A 23,511-nucleotide genomic window follows, 5' to 3' on the forward strand; every position below is an offset into this window, starting at 1 on the left:
TTTCTTTAAGTGCCATTAAAAAAGGAGGTTCTAATAATGAGTGAACACTATTATTCAGAAAAACCTTCAGTTAAAAGCGATAAACAGACATGGTCATTTACACTGCGGAACAGATCTTATACATTCACAAGTGACAGCGGCGTTTTCTCGAAAAAGGAAGTTGATTTCGGTTCGCGTGTCTTAATTGAAGCGTTTGAAGAGCCGGAGATCGATGGTGACTTCCTGGATGCAGGCTGCGGTTACGGCCCGATCGGTCTGTCGCTCGCCGGTGCATTTACAGACCGGACCGTGCACATGATTGACGTGAATGAAAGAGCCGTAGAGCTGTCAAATGAAAATGCAGAAAAAAACGGAATAAAAAACGTTCGGATTTATCAGAGTGATTTATTTTCAAATATTGATTCTGCTCAAACATTTGCTTCTATTTTTACAAACCCCCCAATCCGCGCCGGAAAAAAAGTTGTCCATGCCATTTTTGAAAAAAGCGCTGAGCATTTAAGGGCTTCAGGTGAATTGTGGATCGTTATACAGAAAAAACAGGGCGGGCCTTCTGCCATTGAAAAACTGAAGGAGCTTTTTGACGAAGTTTCTGTGGTTCAAAAAAAGAAAGGCTATTATATCATAAAAGCAAAAAAAGTTTGACTTGAATTTTCAGCTATGTTAATATTGTAAAATGCCAATGTATATATTTTGCATGATATGCTGAAATAATCATAGTGCATGTATAAATTATACAAACATGGAAATGCTAATAAAATCGGTATTTGTTTTTGGATGTGGTTTTCTTAATTAGAAACCCTTTTTTCTTTTGTCTTGTAAAAGTATTTCTTTATCGTAAGAGATGCTTATTACACATATAATACGCATGATTTGAGGGGTGAATCAGTTGACAGGTCAACTAGTTCAGTATGGACGACACCGCCAGCGCAGAAGCTATGCTCGCATTAGCGAAGTGTTAGAATTACCAAATCTCATTGAAATTCAAACCTCTTCTTATCAGTGGTTTCTTGATGAGGGTCTTAGAGAGATGTTTCAAGACATATCACCAATTGAGGATTTCACTGGTAACCTCTCTCTAGAGTTCATTGACTACAGTTTAGGAGATCCTAAGTATCCCGTTGAAGAGTCAAAAGAACGTGATGTGACTTACTCAGCTCCGCTGAGAGTGAAGGTTCGTTTAATTAACAAAGAAACTGGAGAGGTAAAAGACCAGGATGTCTTCATGGGTGATTTCCCTATTATGACAGATACCGGTACTTTTATCATCAACGGTGCAGAACGTGTTATCGTATCTCAGCTTGTTCGGTCTCCAAGTGTATATTTCAGTGGTAAAGTAGACAAAAACGGTAAAAAAGGTTTTACCGCGACTGTCATTCCAAACCGTGGCGCATGGTTAGAATACGAAACTGATGCGAAAGATGTTGTGTATGTCCGCATTGATCGCACACGTAAGTTGCCGGTTACGGTTCTTTTGCGTGCTCTCGGCTTCGGTTCCGACCAAGAGATTCTCGATCTCATTGGTGAGAACGAATATCTCCGCAATACACTGGATAAGGACAACACTGAAAACAGTGACAAAGCGCTTCTTGAAATCTATGAGCGCCTTCGTCCCGGAGAGCCGCCTACAGTAGAAAACGCAAAAAGCTTGCTGGATTCCCGTTTCTTCGATCCGAAGCGATACGACCTTGCGAATGTAGGACGCTATAAAATTAATAAAAAGCTTCATATCAAGAACCGCCTGTTTAACCAGCGCCTTGCAGAAACACTGGTGGATCCGGAAACCGGTGAAATTCTCGCTGAAAAAGGGCAGATTCTTGACAGAAGAACACTTGATAAAGTATTGCCATACTTAGAAAATGGAATCGGCTTCAGAAAACTTTATCCTAACGGCGGCGTTGTCGAGGATGAAGTGATGCTTCAATCCATTAAAATCTATGCTCCTACCGATGCAGAAGGAGAGCAGACGATCAATGTGATCGGCAATGCTTACATCGAAGAAGCGATTAAAAACATTACGCCTGCTGATATTATTTCTTCTATCAGCTACTTCTTCAACCTCCTGCACGGAGTGGGCGACACTGATGATATCGACCATCTCGGAAACCGCCGTCTGCGTTCTGTAGGTGAGCTCCTGCAAAACCAATTCCGTATCGGTTTAAGCCGGATGGAACGTGTCGTACGTGAAAGAATGTCTATTCAAGACACAAATACAATTACGCCGCAGCAGCTGATTAACATCAGACCTGTTATTGCGTCTATTAAAGAGTTCTTCGGAAGCTCACAGCTTTCTCAATTCATGGATCAGACGAACCCGCTTGCTGAATTGACGCACAAACGCCGTCTGTCAGCTCTCGGACCAGGCGGTTTGACACGTGAGCGCGCAGGTATGGAAGTACGTGACGTTCACTACTCTCACTATGGCCGTATGTGTCCGATTGAAACGCCTGAGGGCCCGAACATCGGTTTGATCAACTCATTGTCATCATTTGCGAAAGTAAACCGCTTTGGTTTCATTGAGACACCATACCGCCGCGTTGATCCTGAAACAGGAAAAGTAACGCCTAGAATCGACTACCTGACTGCTGATGAAGAGGATAACTATGTCGTAGCCCAAGCGAATGCTAAGCTGAGCGATGACGGTTCTTTCTTGGATGACAGCATCGTAGCGCGTTTCAGAGGGGAAAACACCGTTGTAGCCCGCAACCGCGTGGATTACATGGACGTTTCTCCTAAACAGGTTGTTTCTGCTGCGACAGCATGTATTCCGTTCTTGGAAAACGATGACTCGAACCGCGCCCTCATGGGAGCGAACATGCAGCGTCAGGCTGTGCCTTTGATGCAGCCGGAAGCTCCGATCGTCGGAACGGGTATGGAATACGTATCCGGTAAAGACTCCGGTGCAGCCGTTATTTGTAAACACCCTGGTATCGTTGAACGGGTGGAAGCGAAAAACGTATGGGTGCGCCGCTATGAAGAAATTGACGGCCAAAAAGTAAAAGGCAACCTGGATAAGTACAGCTTGCTGAAATTTGTCCGCTCCAACCAAGGTACGTGCTACAACCAGCGTCCGATCGTCAGTGTCGGCGATGAAGTAGTCAAAGGAGAAATCCTTGCTGACGGACCTTCAATGGAGCTTGGCGAGCTTGCTCTCGGCCGCAACGTAATGGTCGGCTTCATGACATGGGATGGTTACAACTATGAGGATGCCATCATCATGAGTGAACGCCTTGTGAAAGATGATGTATACACATCTATTCACATTGAAGAATATGAATCAGAAGCACGTGATACAAAGCTTGGGCCTGAAGAGATCACCCGCGATATTCCAAACGTAGGGGAAGACGCGCTTCGCAATCTTGATGACCGCGGAATTATCCGTATCGGTGCGGAAGTCAACGACGGAGACCTTCTCGTAGGTAAAGTAACGCCTAAAGGTGTAACTGAGCTTACGGCTGAAGAACGCCTTCTGCATGCGATCTTTGGAGAAAAAGCGCGTGAAGTCCGTGATACTTCTCTCCGTGTGCCTCACGGCGGCGGCGGAATTATCCACGACGTAAAAGTCTTCAACCGTGAAGACGGCGACGAACTTCCTCCGGGAGTGAACCAGCTTGTACGCGTATATATCGTTCAGAAACGTAAGATTTCTGAAGGTGATAAAATGGCCGGACGTCACGGAAACAAAGGGGTTATCTCGAAGATTCTTCCTGAAGAAGATATGCCTTACCTTCCTGACGGCACGCCGATCGATATCATGCTTAACCCGCTGGGTGTACCATCACGTATGAATATCGGTCAGGTATTAGAACTTCACATGGGTATGGCTGCCCGCTACCTCGGCATTCACATCGCGTCACCTGTATTTGACGGCGCGCGTGAAGAAGATGTGTGGGAAACACTTGAAGAAGCAGGCATGTCAAGAGACGCTAAAACAGTTCTTTATGACGGCCGTACGGGAGAACCGTTTGACAACCGTGTATCTGTCGGAATCATGTACATGATCAAACTGGCGCACATGGTTGATGATAAACTTCATGCCCGTTCTACAGGTCCTTACTCACTTGTTACGCAGCAGCCTCTCGGCGGTAAAGCCCAATTCGGCGGACAGCGTTTCGGTGAGATGGAGGTTTGGGCGCTTGAAGCTTACGGCGCAGCTTACACGCTTCAAGAAATCCTGACTGTGAAGTCCGATGACGTGGTCGGACGTGTGAAAACATATGAAGCCATCGTCAAAGGCGACAATGTTCCAGAGCCTGGTGTTCCGGAATCATTCAAAGTATTGATCAAAGAGCTTCAAAGCTTAGGTATGGACGTAAAAATCCTTTCAGGCGATGAAGAAGAAATAGAAATGAGAGATCTAGAAGACGAGGAAGATGCGAAACAAGCTGACGGCCTTGCATTATCAGGTGATGAAGCGCCGGAAGAAACAGCATCTCCAGACGTTGAACGTGACGCAGTAACGAAAGAATAGTCTCTGATTGATAAAGGCAAGTGACATCGGTTAATCCGAAGATAAAAAGGGAGGTAGGCCCCTTGCTAGATGTGAACAATTTTGAGTATATGAACATCGGTCTTGCTTCACCGGATAAAATCCGTTCATGGTCTTTTGGTGAAGTGAAAAAGCCTGAAACGATAAACTATCGTACATTGAAACCTGAAAAGGACGGCCTGTTCTGCGAACGCATTTTCGGACCGACTAAGGACTGGGAATGTCATTGCGGCAAGTACAAGCGGGTTCGTTATAAAGGCGTAGTTTGTGACCGTTGCGGAGTTGAAGTAACGCGGGCTAAAGTCCGTCGTGAGAGAATGGGGCATATTGAACTGGCTGCCCCGGTTTCTCACATTTGGTATTTCAAAGGTATTCCGAGCCGTATGGGTCTTGTATTGGATATGTCACCGCGTGCGCTGGAAGAAGTTATTTACTTTGCTTCTTACGTCGTAACTGACCCGGCCAATACACCGCTCGAAAAGAAACAGCTTTTATCTGAAAAGGAATACCGTGCGTATCTGGATAAGTACGGAAACAAATTCCAAGCCTCTATGGGTGCGGAAGCCATTAATAAACTTCTGCAGGACATCGACCTGGTCAAAGAAGTTGATATGTTAAAAGAAGAGCTGAAGACATCTCAAGGGCAGCGCCGTACACGTGCGATCAAACGCCTTGAAGTGCTTGAAGCCTTCCGTAATTCAGGAAACAAGCCGTCTTGGATGATCCTCGACGTGCTTCCGGTTATTCCGCCTGAATTAAGACCGATGGTTCAGCTTGACGGCGGACGTTTCGCAACGTCTGACCTGAACGACCTTTACCGTCGTGTCATCAACCGTAATAACCGTTTAAAACGTCTGTTAGACCTCGGCGCGCCAAGCATCATCGTTCAGAACGAAAAACGTATGCTTCAGGAAGCAGTCGACGCTCTGATTGACAACGGACGCCGCGGCCGTCCGGTTACCGGACCGGGTAACCGTCCGCTTAAATCTCTTTCTCATATGCTGAAAGGGAAACAAGGGCGTTTCCGTCAGAACCTTCTCGGTAAACGTGTAGACTACTCAGGACGTTCCGTTATCGTCGTAGGTCCGCATCTGAAAATGTATCAGTGCGGTTTGCCGAAGGAAATGGCGCTTGAGCTCTTCAAGCCTTTCGTCATGAAAGAGCTTGTTGAAAAAGGCCTTGCTCACAATATCAAGAGCGCAAAACGCAAAATCGAACGCGTGCAGCCTGAAGTATGGGATGTACTTGAATCTGTCATTAAGGAGCATCCGGTCTTACTGAACCGTGCCCCTACTCTTCACAGATTAGGTATCCAGGCTTTCGAACCGACGCTTGTTGAAGGACGCGCCATCCGTCTTCACCCGTTAGTATGTACAGCTTATAACGCTGACTTTGACGGTGACCAAATGGCGGTTCACGTACCTTTATCAGCTGAGGCTCAAGCTGAGGCGCGCATTCTGATGCTTGCGGCCCAAAACATCTTGAACCCTAAAGATGGTAAACCGGTTGTTACGCCGTCTCAGGATATGGTATTAGGAAACTACTACCTGACGCTTGAGCGCGCCGGAGCAGTCGGCGAGGGTATGGTTTTCAAAAATACGGACGAAGCGCTTCTTGCTTATCAAAACGGTTATGTTCACCTTCATACGAGAGTAGCTGTTGCAGCGAACTCCCTTAAGAATGTGACATTTACTGAAGAACAGCGTTCAAAATTGTTAATTACAACTGTCGGTAAGCTCGTCTTCAATGAAATTCTTCCGGAATCATTCCCTTACATGAATGAACCAACGAAGAGCAACATTGAAGAGAAGACACCTGACCGTTTCTTCTTAGATAAAGGTGCTGACGTAAAAGCTGTGATTGCTGAGCAGCCGATCAACGCACCGTTTAAAAAAGGCATTCTCGGTAAAATCATCGCGGAAATCTTTAAACGATTCCATATCACGGAAACGTCTAAAATGCTTGACCGCATGAAAAACCTCGGTTTCAGATATTCAACGAAAGCCGGCATCACAGTAGGGGTATCTGATATCGTCGTTCTCGATGATAAACAGGAAATCCTTGAAGAAGCACAAAGCAAAGTTGATAATGTCCTGAAACAGTTCAGACGCGGTTTAATCACCGAAGAAGAACGTTATGAAAGAGTCATTTCAATTTGGAGTTCAGCGAAAGATGTTATCCAAGGCAAACTGATGAAATCATTAGACGAAGTCAACCCGATCTACATGATGAGTGACTCAGGCGCCCGTGGTAACGCATCTAACTTTACACAGCTTGCGGGTATGCGCGGTCTGATGGCCAACCCGGCTGGACGAATCATTGAATTGCCGATTAAATCAAGTTTCCGTGAAGGTCTGACAGTATTGGAGTACTTTATCTCCACTCACGGTGCGCGTAAAGGTCTTGCCGATACCGCCCTGAAAACAGCTGACTCAGGTTACCTTACACGCCGTCTTGTTGATGTTGCGCAGGATGTTATCATTCGTGAAACAGATTGCGGAACAGACCGCGGTATTCTTGCAAAACCGCTCAAAGAAGGCACGGAAATCATCGAGCGTCTGGAAGAGCGTCTGATCGGACGTTTCGCCAGAAAACAGATCAAACATCCTGAAACGGGTGCTGTGCTCATTAACGAAAATGAATTGATCGATGAAGATAAAGCGCTGGAAATCGTTGAAGCCGGAATCGAAGAAGTGTGGATCCGTTCCGCGTTCACATGTAACACTCCTCATGGTGTATGTAAACGATGCTACGGACGTAACCTTGCAACCGGAACTGATGTTGAAGTCGGTGAAGCAGTAGGTATTATCGCCGCTCAATCTATCGGTGAGCCTGGAACACAGTTAACAATGCGTACGTTCCACACAGGCGGGGTTGCCGGAGACGATATCACACAAGGTCTTCCGCGTATCCAAGAGCTTTTCGAAGCGCGTAATCCGAAAGGTCAAGCGACGATTTCTGAGATTGACGGTACAATTGCCGAAATCAATGAAGTCCGCGACAAACAGCAGGAGATTGTTGTTCAGGGCGCTGTTGAGACACGTTCATACACGGCACCTTACAACTCACGCCTGAAAGTGGCTGAGGGTGATCAGATTACCCGCGGTCAAGTGCTGACAGAAGGTTCTATCGATCCGAAAGAACTTCTTAAAGTCACTGACCTGACAACGGTTCAGGAATATCTTCTGCATGAGGTTCAGAAGGTTTACCGTATGCAGGGGGTTGAAATCGGCGATAAACACGTAGAAGTAATGGTTCGCCAGATGCTTCGCAAAGTCCGTGTGATCGATGCCGGAGATACTGATGTTCTCCCTGGCACATTGCTTGATATTCACCAATTTACAGAAGCGAACAAAAAAGTGCTGCTTGAAGGCAATCGACCTGCTACAGGCCGCCCTGTCCTTCTCGGTATCACAAAAGCTTCACTCGAGACGGATTCATTCTTGTCTGCCGCATCATTCCAAGAAACAACACGTGTTCTTACAGATGCTGCGATTAAAGGCAAGCGCGATGAACTTCTCGGCCTGAAAGAGAATGTTATCATCGGTAAACTGGTTCCGGCCGGTACCGGTATGATGAATTACAGAAAAGTAAAACCTGTTTCAAACGTTCAGCCTTCGGAAGATATGGTTCCGGCTGAATAATAGAAACTGCTGCAGGAAAGGCTGTTTCGACAGCTTTTCCTCAGTATTACAATTATTCTGGCGGGGGACTGCACTAAAAAATGTCATACATTGTTGACATCCGTCCCGCAGAGTGATAATATAACCAAGGTGCTCGAAATAAAACCTGTTACTTTGGAGGATATGTTTATGTCTTATGATAAAGTATCACAGGCCAAATCAATTATTATTGGTACGAAGCAAACAGTGAAAGCTCTAAAACGAGGTTCAGTGAAGGAAGTCGTCGTGGCAAAAGACGCGGATTCAGTTCTTACGGCTGGCGTTATCCAGCTTGCAAAGAATCAAAATACCGCTGTCTGTATGGTGGATTCCATGAAAAAGCTCGGCAAAGCCTGCGGAATTGAAGTGGGAGCAGCAGCTGTTGCCATTATGTTATAGCGTACTTTTTGTTTTTATATAAGATATCATTCTTGTGTAAAGACATTGTTTTTTGCCTAATGATGAACCACCTGGGTATGTGGGTTATAAAACGTAATGAAGGGAGGAACACAACATGCCTACAATTAATCAGCTAATTCGCAAGGGACGCGTGAGCAAAGTTGAAAACTCTAAGTCACCTGCACTAAACAAAGGATACAACAGCTTTAAAAAAGAGCACACTAACGTATCTTCTCCACAAAAACGCGGGGTATGTACTCGTGTGGGTACAATGACACCGAAAAAACCGAACTCAGCACTTCGTAAATATGCTCGTGTTCGTTTGACTAACGGAATCGAGGTTACTGCCTACATTCCTGGTATCGGTCACAACCTGCAAGAGCACAGCGTTGTACTGATCCGCGGCGGACGTGTAAAAGACTTACCGGGGGTACGCTACCACATCGTTCGTGGCGCGCTTGATACTGCCGGAGTTGAAAACCGTGCGCAAGGCCGTTCTAAATACGGTACGAAACGTCCTAAAGCAAAGTAATCAAATAAATCATTAAAACTATGAAGGGAGGATATTCAGATGCCACGTAAAGGTCCTGTAGCAAAAAGAGATGTTTTACCTGATCCGCTTTACAACTCTAAGCTGGTATCCCGCCTGATCAACAAAATGATGATCGACGGTAAAAAAGGTAAATCTCAAACAATCCTATACAAGTCATTCGATATCATTAAAGAACGCACTGGCAATGATGCAATGGAGGTTTTCGAACAAGCATTGAAAAACATCATGCCTGTACTTGAAGTAAAAGCACGCCGTGTAGGTGGAGCTAACTACCAAGTGCCTGTAGAAGTTCGTCCTGAACGCCGTACAACTCTTGGTCTTCGCTGGTTGGTTAACTATGCGCGTCTTCGCGGAGAAAAAACAATGGAAGAGCGCCTGGCTAACGAAATTCTTGATGCAGCTAACAACACTGGTGCTGCCGTTAAGAAACGTGAAGACACTCACAAGATGGCAGAAGCGAACAAAGCATTTGCTCACTACCGCTGGTAGGATTCATATAATCAAAATAATAATTCCCTAATAAGGAAGGAGAAATTACCCAATGGCAAGAGAGTTCTCCTTAGAAAAAACTCGTAATATCGGGATCATGGCTCACATCGATGCCGGTAAAACGACTACTACAGAACGGATCTTGTTCTACACAGGCCGTATCCACAAAATTGGCGAAACTCACGAAGGTGCTTCGCAAATGGACTGGATGGAGCAGGAACAAGAACGCGGTATCACAATCACTTCTGCAGCAACGACTGCACAGTGGAAAGGTTACCGTGTAAACATCATCGATACACCGGGACACGTAGACTTCACAGTTGAAGTTGAACGTTCACTCCGTGTACTTGATGGTGCGGTTGCCGTACTTGATGCTCAATCAGGTGTTGAGCCTCAGACAGAAACAGTATGGCGCCAAGCAACAACTTACGGAGTACCGCGTGTTGTATTTGTCAACAAAATGGACAAAATCGGCGCAGACTTCCTTTACTCTGTAGGCACTTTAAGAGACCGTCTTCAAGCTAACGCTCACGCAATTCAATTGCCGATCGGCGCTGAAGACAACTTCGAAGGTATCATCGACTTAGTAGAAAACGTTGCGTATTTCTACGAAGATGACCTTGGAACTCGTTCAGATGCGAAAGAAATCCCTGAAGAGTACAAAGAGCAAGCTGAAGAGCTTCGCAGCAGCCTGATTGAAGCTGTAGCTGAGCTTGATGAAGAGCTTATGGAAAAGTACCTTGAAGGTGAAGAAATCACTATCCCTGAACTGAAAGCTGCTATCCGTAAAGGTACACTGAATGTTGAATTCTACCCTGTACTTGTTGGTTCTGCTTTCAAAAACAAAGGTGTTCAGCTTGTACTTGATGCTGTTCTTGACTACCTTCCTGCGCCAACTGATGTTGCTGCAATCAAAGGTGTACGTCCTGACACAGATGAAGAGATCGTTCGTCATTCTTCTGATGAAGAGCCATTCTCTGCACTTGCATTTAAAGTTATGACTGACCCTTATGTCGGTAAGCTGACATTCTTCCGCGTATATTCCGGTACACTTGATTCCGGTTCATATGTAAAGAACTCTACAAAAGGCAAGCGTGAGCGCGTAGGACGTATCCTTCAAATGCACGCTAACAGCCGTGAAGAGATCTCTACTGTTTACGCTGGAGACATCGCAGCTGCTGTAGGTCTAAAAGATACTTCTACTGGAGATACTCTATGTGATGAGAAGGATCTTGTAATCCTTGAATCAATGGAATTCCCAGAGCCTGTTATCGACGTAGCGATTGAGCCTAAATCAAAAGCTGACCAAGATAAAATGGGTATCGCTTTAGCGAAACTTGCTGAAGAAGATCCTACATTCCGTACACAAACAAACCCTGAAACGGGTCAAACAATCATCTCTGGTATGGGTGAGCTTCACCTTGATATCATTGTTGATCGTATGAAGCGTGAGTTCAAAGTTGAAGCTAACGTTGGTGCTCCTCAAGTTGCGTACCGTGAGACATTCCGTACCGGTGCAAAAGTTGAAGGTAAATTCGTACGTCAATCAGGCGGACGCGGTCAGTTCGGTCACGTTTGGATCGAATTTGAACCGAACGAAGAAGGCGCTGGCTTTGAATTCGAAAACGCAATCGTCGGTGGTGTTGTTCCTCGTGAATACATCCCAGCCGTACAAGCAGGTCTTGAAGACTCTCTTGAAAATGGTGTCCTAGCCGGATTCCCGCTAATCGACATCAAGGCGAAACTTTTTGATGGATCTTACCATGATGTTGACTCAAACGAAATGGCGTTTAAAGTCGCTGCTTCTATGGCATTGAAAAATGCAGTCAGCAAATGTAACCCAGTTCTTCTTGAACCAATCATGAAAGTTGAAGTTGTTATTCCTGAAGAATACATGGGAGACATCATGGGTGATGTTACTTCTCGTCGCGGACGCGTAGAAGGTATGGAAGCTCGCGGTAACGCTCAAGTTGTGCGTGCGATGGTACCTCTTGCTGAAATGTTCGGTTACGCTACTGCCCTTCGTTCTAACACGCAAGGACGCGGTACGTTCACAATGTTCATGGATCACTACGAAGAAGTGCCGAAGAGCATCGCTGAAGAAATTATCAAAAAAAATAAAGGCGAATAATTGATTTTGCCACTTAACTCAAGTATAACTACTATTGTAAGATGAGGAAGTGAGAGCTTGCTTTCACTTTCTATCACTCTATACATTACTAATTAAAAGCTCTTAAGGAGGATTTTAGAATGGCTAAAGAAAAATTCGACCGTTCCAAATCACATGCCAATATCGGTACAATTGGACACGTTGACCATGGTAAAACAACATTAACTGCTGCTATCTCAACAGTACTTCATAAGAAATCTGGTAAAGGTACAGCTATGGCGTACGATCAAATTGATGGTGCTCCAGAAGAACGTGAGCGCGGTATCACAATCTCTACTGCACACGTTGAGTACGAAACTGACACTCGTCACTATGCACACGTTGACTGCCCAGGACACGCTGACTATGTTAAAAACATGATCACTGGTGCTGCGCAAATGGACGGAGCTATCCTTGTAGTATCTGCTGCTGATGGCCCAATGCCACAAACTCGTGAGCACATCCTTCTTTCTAAAAACGTTGGTGTACCATACATCGTAGTATTCCTTAACAAATGCGACATGGTAGACGACGAAGAGCTTCTTGAGCTTGTTGAAATGGAAGTTCGCGATCTTCTTAGCGAATACGACTTCCCTGGTGATGATGTACCAGTTGTTAAAGGTTCTGCTCTTAAAGCTCTTGAAGGTGACGCTGAGTACGAAGAAAAAATTCTTGAACTTATGGCTGCAGTTGATGAGTACATCCCAACTCCAGAACGCGACACTGACAAACCATTCATGATGCCAGTTGAGGACGTATTCTCAATCACTGGTCGTGGTACAGTTGCTACTGGCCGTGTAGAACGCGGACAAGTTAAAGTCGGTGACGAAGTTGAAATCATCGGTCTTCAAGAAGAAAACAGCAAAACAACTGTTACAGGTGTTGAAATGTTCCGTAAGCTTCTTGACTACGCTGAAGCTGGAGACAACATCGGTGCACTTCTTCGCGGTGTAGCTCGTGAAGACATCCAACGTGGACAAGTACTTGCTAAACCAGGTACAATCACTCCACACAGCAAATTCAAAGCTGAAGTTTACGTTCTTTCTAAAGAAGAGGGTGGACGTCATACTCCATTCTTCTCTAACTACCGTCCTCAGTTCTACTTCCGTACAACTGACGTAACTGGTATCATCAATCTTCCAGAAGGCGTAGAAATGGTTATGCCTGGAGATAACACTGAAATGATCGTTGAACTTATCTCTACAATCGCTATCGAAGAAGGAACTCGTTTCTCTATTCGTGAAGGCGGACGTACAGTTGGTTCAGGCGTTGTTTCTACAATCACTGAGTAATCGACTCGTTCATTAATGCGGGGTCCCTTATGGGGCCTCGCTTTTTTGTTTCCCCGCTGATTCCATGTATAATAGAACGTATACAAATTTTAGGAGCAGACCGATGAACGATAACTTCAAGAAAACCAATCGTATTTCAATGCTTCAGCAATTGCTGATTAATGGCAGTGAACAAACCATTATGATTAATGGTGATGACAGGAGTAATCCGCTGCTTTTGTTTTTGCACGGCGGTCCCGGCACGCCTCAAATCGGCTATGCGAGAAAATACCAGAATAAGCTGGAAAAGCATTTCACCGTTGTGAACTGGGATCAGAGAGGGGCGGGTCTCTCTTATTCAAAGGAAATTCCGGGTTCATCTATGACTTTGGATCAGCTGACAGCCGATACCGTTCATTTGACCGAACGCTTATGCAAGCAATTCAGCAGGCAAAAAATATATATCGCCGGCTATTCGTGGGGTTCAGTTCTGGCGCTTCCTGTTCTTCAAGAGAGACCTGATTTGTATTATGGGTATATCGGTATCAGTCAGGTGGTTAATATTCAAAAGGAAGAAACGGAAGCTTACCGGCTGATGATGGAATGGAGCAGGCAACGGAAACATTTCCTGCTGGAAAAGACGCTGAGCTTTATCGGAGCGCCTCCATGGGAGAAACAGCTGCAGCGATCGTTATTTCTGCTATGTATCGAGATGAGGGGAGGGGGCTTTACCCATCATCCGATCGGTGCTCTTAAAGCAGGGGGGCGAATGCTGTTTGGTGAACCGTACGGTGTGAGAGGGAGCTTCTTAGCCGCGCGGGGACAAATGTTCAGCCTGAAACACCTGTGGGAGGATCTCATTTTCTTTGATGCCGGAGAATCAGTTTCTTCTATTATAATACCGTGCTGTTTTATGTCAGGGAGATACGATTTGACGGTCCCGGGAACGACGTCTTATGAATATTATCAGAAGGTTGATGCGCCGTATAAAGAATGGCATTGGTTTGAAAACTCAGCCCATTCGCCTCACTTGGAGGAACCGGATCGCTTTGCCGAAGTTGTCAGCCGGTTCGCATCGTTCCATCTCTGAAAGAAAACAGGCATATCCTTGATTAATCATGTTATCACCTGTATAATAATCAAAGTGTGAAAACCACAAGGTTCTTTAAATAAACCTTGCAACATGCGTCTATTTTCTGTATAATAGTGTATGTTGGTCTTTGACTGCGATGAAGTGAGAGGTTGCTGACACACCCGGCCGCTTTGCCATGGCAAGGTGATCAGGTTTTTCTCACGGAGAACTGTCTAACGTGATGTAGGCGAAAAGGAGGGAAAATAATGGCAAAACAAAAAATTCGTATTCGTTTAAAAGCATATGATCATAGAATCCTTGATCAATCTGCAGAGAAGATTGTTGAAACGGCAAAACGTTCTGGTGCCAGCGTATCTGGTCCGATTCCGTTGCCAACTGAAAAATCAGTTTACACAATCCTTCGTGCGGTGCACAAATACAAAGATTCTCGTGAGCAATTTGAAATGCGTACACATAAACGTTTAATCGACATTGTGAACCCAACACCACAAACTGTTGATGCTCTCATGCGATTAGACTTACCATCTGGTGTCGATATCGAAATCAAACTTTAATTCTAAAATATAGAATGATCTTAATAGGAGGTGTGACGAATGACCAAAGGAATCTTAGGAAGAAAAATTGGTATGACGCAAGTATTCGCAGAGAACGGTGATCTTATTCCGGTAACTGTTATTGAAGCAGCTCCAAACGTTGTTCTTCAAAAGAAAACAGCTGAAAACGATGGCTATGAAGCGATCCAGCTTGGTTTTGACGATAAGCGTGAAAAGCTTTCAAACAAACCGGAAAAAGGACACGTTGCAAAAGCGGAAACTGCTCCTAAGCGCTTCGTTAAAGAATTACGCGGCGTGGATATGGATGCGTATGAAATTGGTCAGGAAGTCAAGGTTGAAATTTTCTCTGCAGGAGAAATCGTAGATGTAACAGGAGTATCTAAAGGTAAAGGTTTCCAAGGTGCAATCAAGCGCCACGGACAATCTCGCGGACCTATGTCTCACGGTTCACGCTACCACCGTCGTCCTGGTTCAATGGGACCTGTAGATCCTAACCGTGTATTCAAAGGTAAACTATTACCTGGACGCATGGGCGGAGATCAAATCACTGTCCAAAACCTTGAAATCGTAAAAGTAGATGCTGAGCGCAATCTTCTTTTGATTAAAGGTAACGTACCTGGTGCGAGAAAAACTTTAATCACTGTTAAAAGTGCTGTTAAATCTAAATAAGTCTCTTAGGAAAGGAGGAAATTGATCATGCCAAAAGTAGCATTATACAACCAAAACGGTTCTACTGCTGGTGATATCGAATTAAACGCGTCTGTATTTGGAATTGAGCCAAATGAGAGCGTAGTATTCGACGCTATTCTTATGCAAAGAGCTTCCTTACGTCAAGGATCTCACAAAGTAAAAAATCGTTCTGAAGTACGCGGCGGAGGTCGCAAACCATGGCGTCAAAAAGGTACAGGTCGTGCCCGTCAAGGTTCAATCCGTTCACCGCAATGGCGCGGAGGTGGTGTCGTATTCGGCCCAACACCACGCAGCTATTCTTACAAATTACCTAAAAAAGTTCGCCGCTTGGCAATCAAATCAGTATTGTCTTCTAAAGTGAACGACAACAACATTATTGTTCTTGAAGATCTTACTCTTGATACGGTTAAAACAAAAGAAATGGCAGCTATCCTTAAAGGATTATCTGTTGAGAAAAAAGCTTTAATCGTAACTGCGGATGCAAACGAAGCAGTATCTCTTTCTGCACGCAACATCCCTGGAGTTACAGTTGTTCAAGCTAACGGAATCAACGTGTTAGACGTTGTCAACCACGAGAAGCTTCTGATTACAAAAGCTGCGGTTGAAAAAGTAGAGGAGGTGCTTGCATAATGAAAGATCCTCGTGATGTTCTTAAGCGCCCCGTCATTACTGAACGTTCTGCTGATTTAATGACTGAAAAAAAATATACTTTTGAAGTTGATGTAAGAGCTAACAAAACAGAAGTGAAAGATGCAGTTGAAAGTATCTTTGGAGTGAAAGTTGACAAAGTCAACATCATGAACTACAAAGGGAAATCAAAACGTGTCGGCCGCTACACTGGTATGACTAGCCGTCGCAGAAAAGCGATCGTAAAACTTACTGCAGACAGCAAAGAAATCGAAATTTTTGAAGCTTAATTATCTGTAAAAAGAAGGAGGGAAATTCAAAATGGCGATTAAAAAGTATAAACCGACCTCTAACGGACGTCGTGGCATGACAACTTCAGATTTTGCTGAAATCACGACTGACCAGCCGGAAAAATCCTTGCTTGCGCCCCTTCACAAAAAAGGCGGACGTAACAACCAAGGTAAATTGACTGTACGTCACCAAGGTGGCGGACACAAACGCCAATACCGTGTTATCGACTTCAAACGCGATAAAGATGGTATACCTGGACGCGTTGCTACAGTTGAGTACGATCCAAACCGTTCAGCTAACATTGCACTAATCAACTATGTAGACGGAGAAAAACGTTACATTCTTGCACCAAAAGGAATTCAAGTAGGTACTGAAATCATGTCCGGCCCTGAAGCTGACATCAAAGTAGGTAACGCACTTCCGCTTATCAACATCCCTGTTGGTACAGTTGTGCATAACATTGAATTAAAACCTGGTAAAGGCGGACAGCTTGTACGTTCAGCTGGTACATCTGCTCAGGTTCTTGGTAAAGAAGGCAAATACGTTCTTGTACGTCTTAACTCTGGTGAAGTTCGCATGATCCTTTCTGCTTGCCGCGCTTCTATCGGTCAAGTAGGTAACGAGCAGCACGAACTTATCAACGTTGGTAAAGCAGGACGCTCTCGCTGGAAAGGCATCCGCCCTACAGTCCGCGGTTCTGTAATGAACCCTAACGATCACCCGCACGGTGGTGGTGAAGGTCGCGCGCCAATCGGACGTAAATCACCAATGTCTCCTTGGGGCAAACCGACTCTTGGATTCAAGACACGTAAGAAAAAGAACAAATCTGATAAATTTATCGTACGTCGTCGTAAAAATAAATAACGGGGTTGTCTACGGTTCATTACGGACCGTAGTGCAATCACGAAGGGAGGTTCCAAAATGGCTCGCAGCTTGAAAAAAGGACCATTTGTCGATGGACACTTGATGACAAAAATCGAGAAATTAAATGAAACGGACAAGAAACAAGTTGTAAAAACTTGGTCTCGCCGTTCAACTATTTTCCCACAATTTATCGGTCACACTATCGCAGTATATGACGGACGTAAACACGTGCCTGTATTCATTTCTGAAGACATGGTAGGCCACAAGTTGGGCGAATTCGCACCGACTCGTACTTACAAAGGCCACGCCAGTGACGATAAAAAAACAAGACGCTAAGAGAGGAGGCTTTTAAATGCAAGCTAAAGCTGTTGCAAGAACAGTCCGTATTGCTCCTCGTAAAGCACGTCTAGTAATGGACCTGATTCGAGGTAAGCAAGTAGGCGAAGCAGTATCTATCCTGAACTTAACTCCGAGAGCTGCTTCTCCGATCATCGAAAAAGTTTTAAAATCTGCTATCGCAAATGCTGAGCACAACTACGAGATGGACGCTAACAATCTGGTTATTTCTCAGGCATTTGTTGACGAAGGCCCAACGTTAAAAAGATTCCGCCCGCGTGCTATGGGACGTGCGAGCCAAATCAACAAACGTACGAGCCACATTACAATCGTTGTATCAGAAAAGAAGGAGGGATAAGTAGTGGGTCAAAAGGTAAATCCAGTCGGTCTTCGTATCGGAGTCATTCGTGATTGGGAATCTAAGTGGTACGCTGGTAAAGATTACGCTGACTTCCTGCACGAAGATTTAAAAATTCGTGAATTCATTAGCAAACGCCTTTCTGACGCTTCTGTTTCTAAAGTAGAAATCGAGCGCGCAGCAAACCGCGTTAACATTACGATCCACACTGCTAAGCCTGGTATGGTAATCGGTAAAGGCGGATCTGAAGTTGAAGCACTTCGTAAAGCCCTTAACAGCCTTACTGGCAAGCGTGTACACATTAACATTCTTGAAATCAAAAGAGCAGATCTTGATGCTCAGCTTGTAGCTGACAACATCGCTCGTCAACTAGAAAACCGTATTTCTTTCCGCCGTGCGCAGAAACAACAAATCCAACGCACTATGCGTGCTGGAGCACAAGGTGTGAAAACAATGGTTTCCGGCCGTCTTGGCGGAGCTGACATTGCTCGTTCTGAATACTACAGTGAAGGAACTGTTCCATTGCACACTTTGCGTGCTGACATCGACTATGCAACATCTGAAGCTGACACAACTTACGGTAAGCTTGGTGTAAAAGTCTGGATCTATCGTGGAGAGGTTCTTCCTACTAAGAAGAAAACTGAGGAAGGAGGAAAATAATATGTTATTACCAAAACGCGTTAAATATCGCAGAGAGCATCGCGGAAAAATGCGCGGTCGCGCTAAAGGCGGTACTGAAGTACATTTTGGTGAGTACGGTATCCAGGCTCTTGAAGCTTCTTGGATCACGAACCGCCAAATCGAAGCTGCACGTATTGCGATGACTCGTTACATGAAACGTGGCGGTAAAGTTTGGATTAAAATTTTCCCTTCAAAACCTTACACTGCTAAACCGCTTGAGGTACGGATGGGTTCCGGTAAAGGGGCTCCTGAAGGCTGGGTAGCTGTTGTAAAACCGGGCAAAGTTTTATTTGAGATTTCTGGTGTGTCTGAAGAGGTAGCTCGTGAAGCTCTTCGTCTTGCATCTCACAAATTGCCAATTAAAACGAAGTTCGTAAAACGTGAAGAAATTGGTGGTGAATCAAATGAAAGCTAATGAAATTCGTGACCTTACCACTGCTGAAATTGAACAAAAAGTAAAGTCTCTTAAAGAAGAACTTTTCAATCTTCGCTTTCAATTAGCGACAGGACAACTTGAAAATACTGCTCGCATTCGTGAAGTGCGCAAAGCTATCGCGCGCATGAAAACTGTGATTCGTGAAAGAGAAATTGCTGCCAACAAATAATCACTGAGGGGAGGTCGTGAGCATGAGCGAACGTAACCAACGCAAAGTTTACCAAGGCCGTGTTGTTTCTGACAAAATGGATAAAACCATCACTGTTGTTGTTGAAACATACAAAAAGGATCCTATTTACGGTAAACGCGTAAAATACTCGAAGAAATTCAAAGCACATGATGAAAATAACCAAGCTAAAATCGGAGACATCGTAAAGATCATGGAAACTCGTCCATTATCTGCAACTAAGCGTTTTCGTCTAGTAGAAGTTGTCGAAGAAGCTGTTATTATCTAATAAAGTTCGGAATTCTTTTTCCGAAGGGAGGTAACAAATAATGATTCAACAAGAGACTCGTTTAAAAGTTGCTGACAACTCCGGTGCGCGTGAGGTACTTACTATTAAAGTTCTTGGCGGTTCTGGACGTAAAACGGCTAACATTGGTGATGTAATTGTTTGCACGGTTAAACAAGCAACACCAGGAGGCGTTGTCAAAAAAGGTGAAGTCGTAAGAGCTGTTATCGTTCGCACAAAAAGCGGAGCACGCAGAACTGACGGATCATACATCAGCTTCGATGAGAATGCATGTGTTATCATCCGTGACGACAAGAGCCCGCGTGGAACTCGTATCTTCGGACCGGTTGCCCGTGAATTACGTGAAAACAACTTCATGAAAATTGTTTCTCTGGCTCCAGAAGTTATCTAATGAAATAAATGCCTTACTCAAGGAGGTGCGATCAGGATGCATGTGAAAAAAGGCGATAAAGTAATGGTTATCTCTGGTAAAGATAAAGGCAAACAAGGTACGATCCTTGCTGCTTTCCCTAAAAAGGACCGCGTTCTAGTTGAGGGCGTAAACATGGTGAAGAAGCACTCTAAACCAACTCAAGCAAACCCTCAAGGCGGTATTTCTAATCAAGAGGCGCCAATTCATGTATCAAACGTTATGCCGCTCGATCCTAAAACAGGTGAAGTGACTCGCGTAGGATACAAAGTGGAAGATGGCAAAAAAGTTCGTGTTGCAAAAAAATCTGGGCAAGTCTTAGATAAATAGTATTTAAAGGAAGGGAGGTCTATCTCATGAACCGCCTTAAAGAAAAGTACAATAAAGAAATTTCACCTGCTTTAATGACGAAGTTCAACTACGACTCTGTTATGCAGGTGCCAAAAATCGAAAAAATCGTAATCAACATGGGTGTTGGTGATGCTGTTCAAAACGCGAAAGCAATCGACAGTGCTGTTGAAGAATTAACGTTTATCGCAGGTCAAAAACCTGTCGTTACTCGTGCGAAGAAATCAATTGCTGGATTCCGTCTTCGTGAGGGAATGCCTATCGGTGCGAAAGTAACTCTTCGCGGAGAGCGCATGTATGATTTCCTTGATAAACTTATTTCTGTATCTTTACCGCGTGTACGTGACTTCCGCGGGATTTCTAAGAAATCTTTCGACGGTCGCGGAAACTACACTCTTGGTATCAAAGAACAGTTAATCTTCCCTGAAATTGACTACGATAAAGTAACAAAGGTTCGCGGAATGGACATCGTTATCGTAACGACTGCTAACTCTGACGAAGAGGCTCGTGAGCTATTAACTCAAGTAGGTATGCCGTTCCAGAAATAATCAATGAAAGGGAGGCGAAATCGTGGCTAAAAAGTCAATGATTGCGAAACAACAACGTACACCAAAGTTTAAAGTGCAAGAGTACACTCGCTGTGAACGCTGCGGACGTCCGCACTCAGTCATTCGTAAATTTAAACTTTGCCGTATTTGTTTCCGTGAGCTTGCATATAAAGGACAAATTCCTGGCGTGAAAAAAGCCAGCTGGTAATCCCCAAGAATGGGAAGGAGGTAATTATATAATGGTTATGACAGATCCAATTGCAGATATGCTGACTCGTATTCGCAATGCAAACATGGTACGTCATGAGAAGCTTGAAATTCCTGCTTCTAAATTGAAAAGAGAAATTGCTGACATTTTAAAGCGTGAAGGTTTCATTCGTGACGTTGAGTTCGTAGAAGACAGCAAACAAGGTATCATCCGCGTTTTCTTGAAATACGGACAAAACAACGAGCGCGTTATCACTGGTCTTAAAAGAATCAGCAAACCAGGTTTGCGTGTATACGCTAAATCAAATGAAGTACCTCGCGTACTTAACGGTCTTGGAATCGCGATTATTTCTACATCACAAGGTGTTTTAACGGACAAAGAAGCCCGTGCAAAACAAGCTGGTGGAGAAGTTCTAGCATACGTTTGGTAAGAAGTTTAACAAGAATGGAGGTGTTTTAGTATGTCTCGTGTAGGAAAAAAACTGCTTGAGATCCCTTCTGGAGTTACAGTAACGCTGAACGAAGGCAACACTGTAGCTGTAAAAGGACCAAAAGGAGAATTAACTCGTACTTTCCATCCTGATATGGAAATCAAAATTGAGGACAACGTGCTTACAGTTACTCGTCCTTCTGATCACAAAGAGCACCGTGCGCTGCATGGTACGACTCGCAGTCTGCTTGGAAACATGGTTGAAGGCGTATCTAAAGGATTTGAAAGAGGTTTGGAATTAGTCGGTGTCGGTTATCGTGCGGCTAAATCCGGAAACAAACTTGTTTTAAACGTTGGATACTCTCATCCTGTTGAGATCGTTCCTGAAGAGGGCATCGAAATCGAAGTTCCTTCTCAAACTAAAGTAGTTGTAAAAGGTACAGACAAAGAGCGTGTAGGAGCTATCGCTGCTAACATCCGCGCTGTACGTTCTCCAGAGCCTTACAAAGGTAAAGGAATCCGCTACGAAGGTGAAGTTGTTCGCCGTAAAGAAGGTAAATCTGCTAAGTAAGACCGCTTAAAGTGAAGAAAGGAGTGACCTAAGGATGATTACGAAAACTAGCAAAAATGCTGCTCGTCAAAAAAGACATGCCCGTGTTCGTGCTAAACTTTCAGGCACAGCTGAAAGACCTCGTCTGAATGTGTTCCGTTCAAACAAACACATTTATGCTCAAATCATCGATGATGTAAATGGCGTTACACTTGCTAGTGCCTCTACTCTCGATAAAGATTTGAACGTGGAAAGCACTGGTGACAGCGCTGCTGCTGCTAAAGTCGGTGAACTCGTTGCGAAACGCGCTTCTGAGAAAGGTGTTTCTGACGTAGTATTTGACCGCGGCGGATACTTATACCATGGACGTGTAAAAGCTCTGGCCGATGCAGCTCGTGAAGCCGGACTGAAATTTTAATAAAAAAAGGAGGGACACATGATTATGCGTCGTATTGACCCAAGCAAATTAGAGTTAGAAGAACGCTTAGTTACGGTTAACCGCGTAGCGAAAGTTGTTAAAGGTGGTCGTCGTTTCCGTTTCGCAGCTCTAGTCGTTGTCGGTGACAAAAACGGTCACGTAGGTTTCGGTACTGGTAAAGCACAAGAAGTACCTGAAGCAATCCGCAAAGCTGTTGAAGATGCGAAAAAGAATTTGATTGAAGTACCAATGGTTGGAACTACGATTCCACACGAAATCATCGGACGTTTCGGTGCAGGCAATATCTTGTTGAAACCTGCTTCTGAAGGTACTGGAGTTATCGCTGGAGGCCCTGTACGTGCGGTACTTGAGCTTGCTGGCGTTGCTGATATCCTTTCTAAGTCTTTAGGTTCTAACACACCGATCAACATGATCCGTGCAACACTTCAAGGTTTAAGTGAGCTTAAACGTGCCGAAGACGTTGCGAAGCTTCGTGGAAAATCTGTAGAAGAACTGTTAGGATAAGGAGGGAACATTAATGGCTAAATTAGAAATTACCCTCAAACGCAGTGTAATCGGTCGCCCGGAAGATCAGCGCGTTACTGTAAGAACACTTGGTTTAAAGAAAACAAACCAAACTGTCGTTCATGAAGATAACGCTGCGATCCGCGGTATGATTAATAAAGTATCTCATCTAGTTTCTGTTAAAGAACAATAAAAATAAATTATAGGCTAAGGAGGTGTCCTAATGAAACTTCATGAATTAAAGCCTTCAGAAGGTTCACGTAAAGTACGCAATCGCGTAGGTCGTGGTATTGGTTCTGGTAACGGTAAAACAGCTGGTAAAGGTCACAAAGGTCAAAACGCTCGTTCTGGCGGCGGTGTACGCCCTGGATTCGAGGGGGGACAAATGCCTTTATTCCAACGTCTTCCTAAACGCGGTTTTACAAACATCAACCGTAAGGAATACGCTATTGTGAACGTAGACAAATTGAACGGTTTTGCGGAAGGAACGGAAGTCACTCCTGAACTTCTTCTTGAGACTGGTGTTATTAGCAAACTTAATGCAGGAGTAAAGATTCTTGGCAACGGTAAATTAGAGAAAAAATTAACTGTAAAAGCCAATAAATTCTCTGCTTCTGCGAAAGAAGCTGTTGAAGCTGCTGGCGGTACAGCTGAGGTGATCTAA

30 protein-coding genes are annotated in these 23,511 nt (G+C 44.5%); all 30 read left to right on the forward strand.

Annotation, left to right across the window (positions count from 1 at the left end; translation table 11 throughout):
* Positions 1-36 precede the first annotated feature (36 nt).
* The 30 genes from SB847_RS19685 (at position 37) to rplO (ending at position 23,511) form a co-directional block, all read left to right on the forward strand.
* Positions 37-642, forward strand: a complete 606-nt coding sequence (locus tag SB847_RS19685) for a class I SAM-dependent methyltransferase (RefSeq protein WP_029325705.1) — start codon at positions 37-39, stop codon at positions 640-642.
* A gap of 244 nt (positions 643-886) precedes the next feature.
* Positions 887-4,468 (forward strand): DNA-directed RNA polymerase subunit beta, encoded by a 3,582-nt coding sequence (rpoB, locus tag SB847_RS19690; protein ID WP_003156440.1) that lies wholly within the window; start codon positions 887-889, stop codon positions 4,466-4,468.
* A 62-nt stretch (positions 4,469-4,530) separates the two neighbouring features.
* The gene (gene rpoC / locus SB847_RS19695; protein ID WP_007410398.1) at positions 4,531-8,130 is read left to right on the forward strand and encodes a DNA-directed RNA polymerase subunit beta'; all 3,600 of its coding nucleotides are present in this window, start codon (positions 4,531-4,533) and stop codon (positions 8,128-8,130) included.
* A 168-nt stretch (positions 8,131-8,298) separates the two neighbouring features.
* Positions 8,299-8,547: a 50S ribosomal protein L7ae-like protein gene (locus SB847_RS19700; protein ID WP_003156443.1), complete on the forward strand. Its 249-nt coding sequence runs from the start codon at positions 8,299-8,301 to the stop codon at positions 8,545-8,547.
* Between the two features lie 115 nt (positions 8,548-8,662).
* Complete coding sequence (gene rpsL / locus SB847_RS19705) at positions 8,663-9,079, forward strand: 30S ribosomal protein S12 (RefSeq protein WP_003156445.1); 417 nt, start codon at positions 8,663-8,665, stop codon at positions 9,077-9,079.
* 39 nt (positions 9,080-9,118) lie between these two features.
* Entirely contained in the window at positions 9,119-9,589 is a 471-nt protein-coding gene (gene rpsG, locus SB847_RS19710; protein WP_003156447.1) for a 30S ribosomal protein S7, read from the forward strand.
* 52 nt (positions 9,590-9,641) lie between these two features.
* Positions 9,642-11,720: an elongation factor G gene (fusA, locus tag SB847_RS19715; protein ID WP_007410399.1), complete on the forward strand. Its 2,079-nt coding sequence runs from the start codon at positions 9,642-9,644 to the stop codon at positions 11,718-11,720.
* 119 nt (positions 11,721-11,839) lie between these two features.
* Positions 11,840-13,030: an elongation factor Tu gene (tuf, locus tag SB847_RS19720; RefSeq protein ID WP_007410400.1), complete on the forward strand. Its 1,191-nt coding sequence runs from the start codon at positions 11,840-11,842 to the stop codon at positions 13,028-13,030.
* A 103-nt stretch (positions 13,031-13,133) separates the two neighbouring features.
* Positions 13,134-14,099, forward strand: coding sequence for an alpha/beta fold hydrolase (locus tag SB847_RS19725; protein WP_410565209.1), 966 nt, complete (start codon positions 13,134-13,136; stop codon positions 14,097-14,099).
* Positions 14,100-14,347: 248 nt separating this feature from the next.
* Complete coding sequence (rpsJ, locus tag SB847_RS19730) at positions 14,348-14,656, forward strand: 30S ribosomal protein S10 (RefSeq protein ID WP_003156464.1); 309 nt, start codon at positions 14,348-14,350, stop codon at positions 14,654-14,656.
* A 39-nt stretch (positions 14,657-14,695) separates the two neighbouring features.
* Positions 14,696-15,325, forward strand: a complete 630-nt coding sequence (gene rplC / locus SB847_RS19735; protein ID WP_007410402.1) for a 50S ribosomal protein L3 — start codon at positions 14,696-14,698, stop codon at positions 15,323-15,325.
* A gap of 27 nt (positions 15,326-15,352) precedes the next feature.
* Positions 15,353-15,976 carry a 50S ribosomal protein L4 gene (rplD, locus tag SB847_RS19740; protein ID WP_007615239.1) on the forward strand — a complete coding sequence of 208 codons (624 nt, stop codon included), beginning with the start codon at positions 15,353-15,355 and terminating at the stop codon, positions 15,974-15,976.
* Positions 15,976-16,263 carry a 50S ribosomal protein L23 gene (gene rplW / locus SB847_RS19745; RefSeq protein ID WP_003156467.1) on the forward strand — a complete coding sequence of 96 codons (288 nt, stop codon included), beginning with the start codon at positions 15,976-15,978 and terminating at the stop codon, positions 16,261-16,263. Before rplD ends, rplW begins: the two co-directional genes overlap by 1 nt.
* Before the next feature lie 31 nt (positions 16,264-16,294).
* Positions 16,295-17,128: a 50S ribosomal protein L2 gene (gene rplB / locus SB847_RS19750; protein WP_003156470.1), complete on the forward strand. Its 834-nt coding sequence runs from the start codon at positions 16,295-16,297 to the stop codon at positions 17,126-17,128.
* 57 nt (positions 17,129-17,185) lie between these two features.
* On the forward strand, positions 17,186-17,464 hold the full coding sequence (rpsS, locus tag SB847_RS19755) for a 30S ribosomal protein S19 (RefSeq protein ID WP_003156472.1): 279 nt from the start codon (positions 17,186-17,188) through the stop codon (positions 17,462-17,464).
* A 16-nt stretch (positions 17,465-17,480) separates the two neighbouring features.
* A complete protein-coding gene (rplV, locus tag SB847_RS19760; RefSeq protein ID WP_003156475.1) occupies positions 17,481-17,822 on the forward strand; it encodes a 50S ribosomal protein L22 in 342 nt (113 codons plus the stop codon).
* A gap of 3 nt (positions 17,823-17,825) precedes the next feature.
* Positions 17,826-18,482 (forward strand): 30S ribosomal protein S3, encoded by a 657-nt coding sequence (gene rpsC / locus SB847_RS19765; protein WP_003156476.1) that lies wholly within the window; start codon positions 17,826-17,828, stop codon positions 18,480-18,482.
* Between the two features lies 1 nt (position 18,483).
* Positions 18,484-18,918, forward strand: a complete 435-nt coding sequence (gene rplP, locus SB847_RS19770) for a 50S ribosomal protein L16 (protein ID WP_003156478.1) — start codon at positions 18,484-18,486, stop codon at positions 18,916-18,918.
* Positions 18,908-19,108: a 50S ribosomal protein L29 gene (gene rpmC, locus SB847_RS19775; protein WP_003156482.1), complete on the forward strand. Its 201-nt coding sequence runs from the start codon at positions 18,908-18,910 to the stop codon at positions 19,106-19,108. Before rplP ends, rpmC begins: the two co-directional genes overlap by 11 nt.
* Before the next feature lie 22 nt (positions 19,109-19,130).
* Entirely contained in the window at positions 19,131-19,394 is a 264-nt protein-coding gene (gene rpsQ, locus SB847_RS19780) for a 30S ribosomal protein S17 (RefSeq protein ID WP_003156484.1), read from the forward strand.
* A gap of 40 nt (positions 19,395-19,434) precedes the next feature.
* Positions 19,435-19,803, forward strand: coding sequence for a 50S ribosomal protein L14 (rplN, locus tag SB847_RS19785; RefSeq protein ID WP_007410404.1), 369 nt, complete (start codon positions 19,435-19,437; stop codon positions 19,801-19,803).
* 36 nt (positions 19,804-19,839) lie between these two features.
* Positions 19,840-20,151, forward strand: a complete 312-nt coding sequence (gene rplX / locus SB847_RS19790) for a 50S ribosomal protein L24 (protein ID WP_003156486.1) — start codon at positions 19,840-19,842, stop codon at positions 20,149-20,151.
* Positions 20,152-20,177: 26 nt separating this feature from the next.
* Positions 20,178-20,717 (forward strand): 50S ribosomal protein L5, encoded by a 540-nt coding sequence (gene rplE / locus SB847_RS19795; RefSeq protein ID WP_003156487.1) that lies wholly within the window; start codon positions 20,178-20,180, stop codon positions 20,715-20,717.
* 22 nt (positions 20,718-20,739) lie between these two features.
* Complete coding sequence (gene rpsN / locus SB847_RS19800; protein WP_003156488.1) at positions 20,740-20,925, forward strand: 30S ribosomal protein S14; 186 nt, start codon at positions 20,740-20,742, stop codon at positions 20,923-20,925.
* 31 nt (positions 20,926-20,956) lie between these two features.
* Positions 20,957-21,355, forward strand: a complete 399-nt coding sequence (gene rpsH / locus SB847_RS19805; protein WP_003156489.1) for a 30S ribosomal protein S8 — start codon at positions 20,957-20,959, stop codon at positions 21,353-21,355.
* A gap of 30 nt (positions 21,356-21,385) precedes the next feature.
* Positions 21,386-21,925, forward strand: a complete 540-nt coding sequence (gene rplF, locus SB847_RS19810) for a 50S ribosomal protein L6 (RefSeq protein ID WP_003156490.1) — start codon at positions 21,386-21,388, stop codon at positions 21,923-21,925.
* Positions 21,926-21,959: 34 nt separating this feature from the next.
* Entirely contained in the window at positions 21,960-22,322 is a 363-nt protein-coding gene (rplR, locus tag SB847_RS19815; protein ID WP_003156492.1) for a 50S ribosomal protein L18, read from the forward strand.
* Between the two features lie 24 nt (positions 22,323-22,346).
* On the forward strand, positions 22,347-22,847 hold the full coding sequence (gene rpsE, locus SB847_RS19820) for a 30S ribosomal protein S5 (RefSeq protein WP_003328273.1): 501 nt from the start codon (positions 22,347-22,349) through the stop codon (positions 22,845-22,847).
* A gap of 13 nt (positions 22,848-22,860) precedes the next feature.
* Complete coding sequence (rpmD, locus tag SB847_RS19825) at positions 22,861-23,040, forward strand: 50S ribosomal protein L30 (protein ID WP_003156497.1); 180 nt, start codon at positions 22,861-22,863, stop codon at positions 23,038-23,040.
* 30 nt (positions 23,041-23,070) lie between these two features.
* Positions 23,071-23,511: a 50S ribosomal protein L15 gene (gene rplO / locus SB847_RS19830; RefSeq protein ID WP_003156499.1), complete on the forward strand. Its 441-nt coding sequence runs from the start codon at positions 23,071-23,073 to the stop codon at positions 23,509-23,511.

Source organism: Bacillus sp. SIMBA_026 (assembly GCF_046535335.1).
In the GTDB taxonomy this organism is placed as follows: Bacteria; Bacillota; Bacilli; order Bacillales; family Bacillaceae; genus Bacillus; species Bacillus velezensis.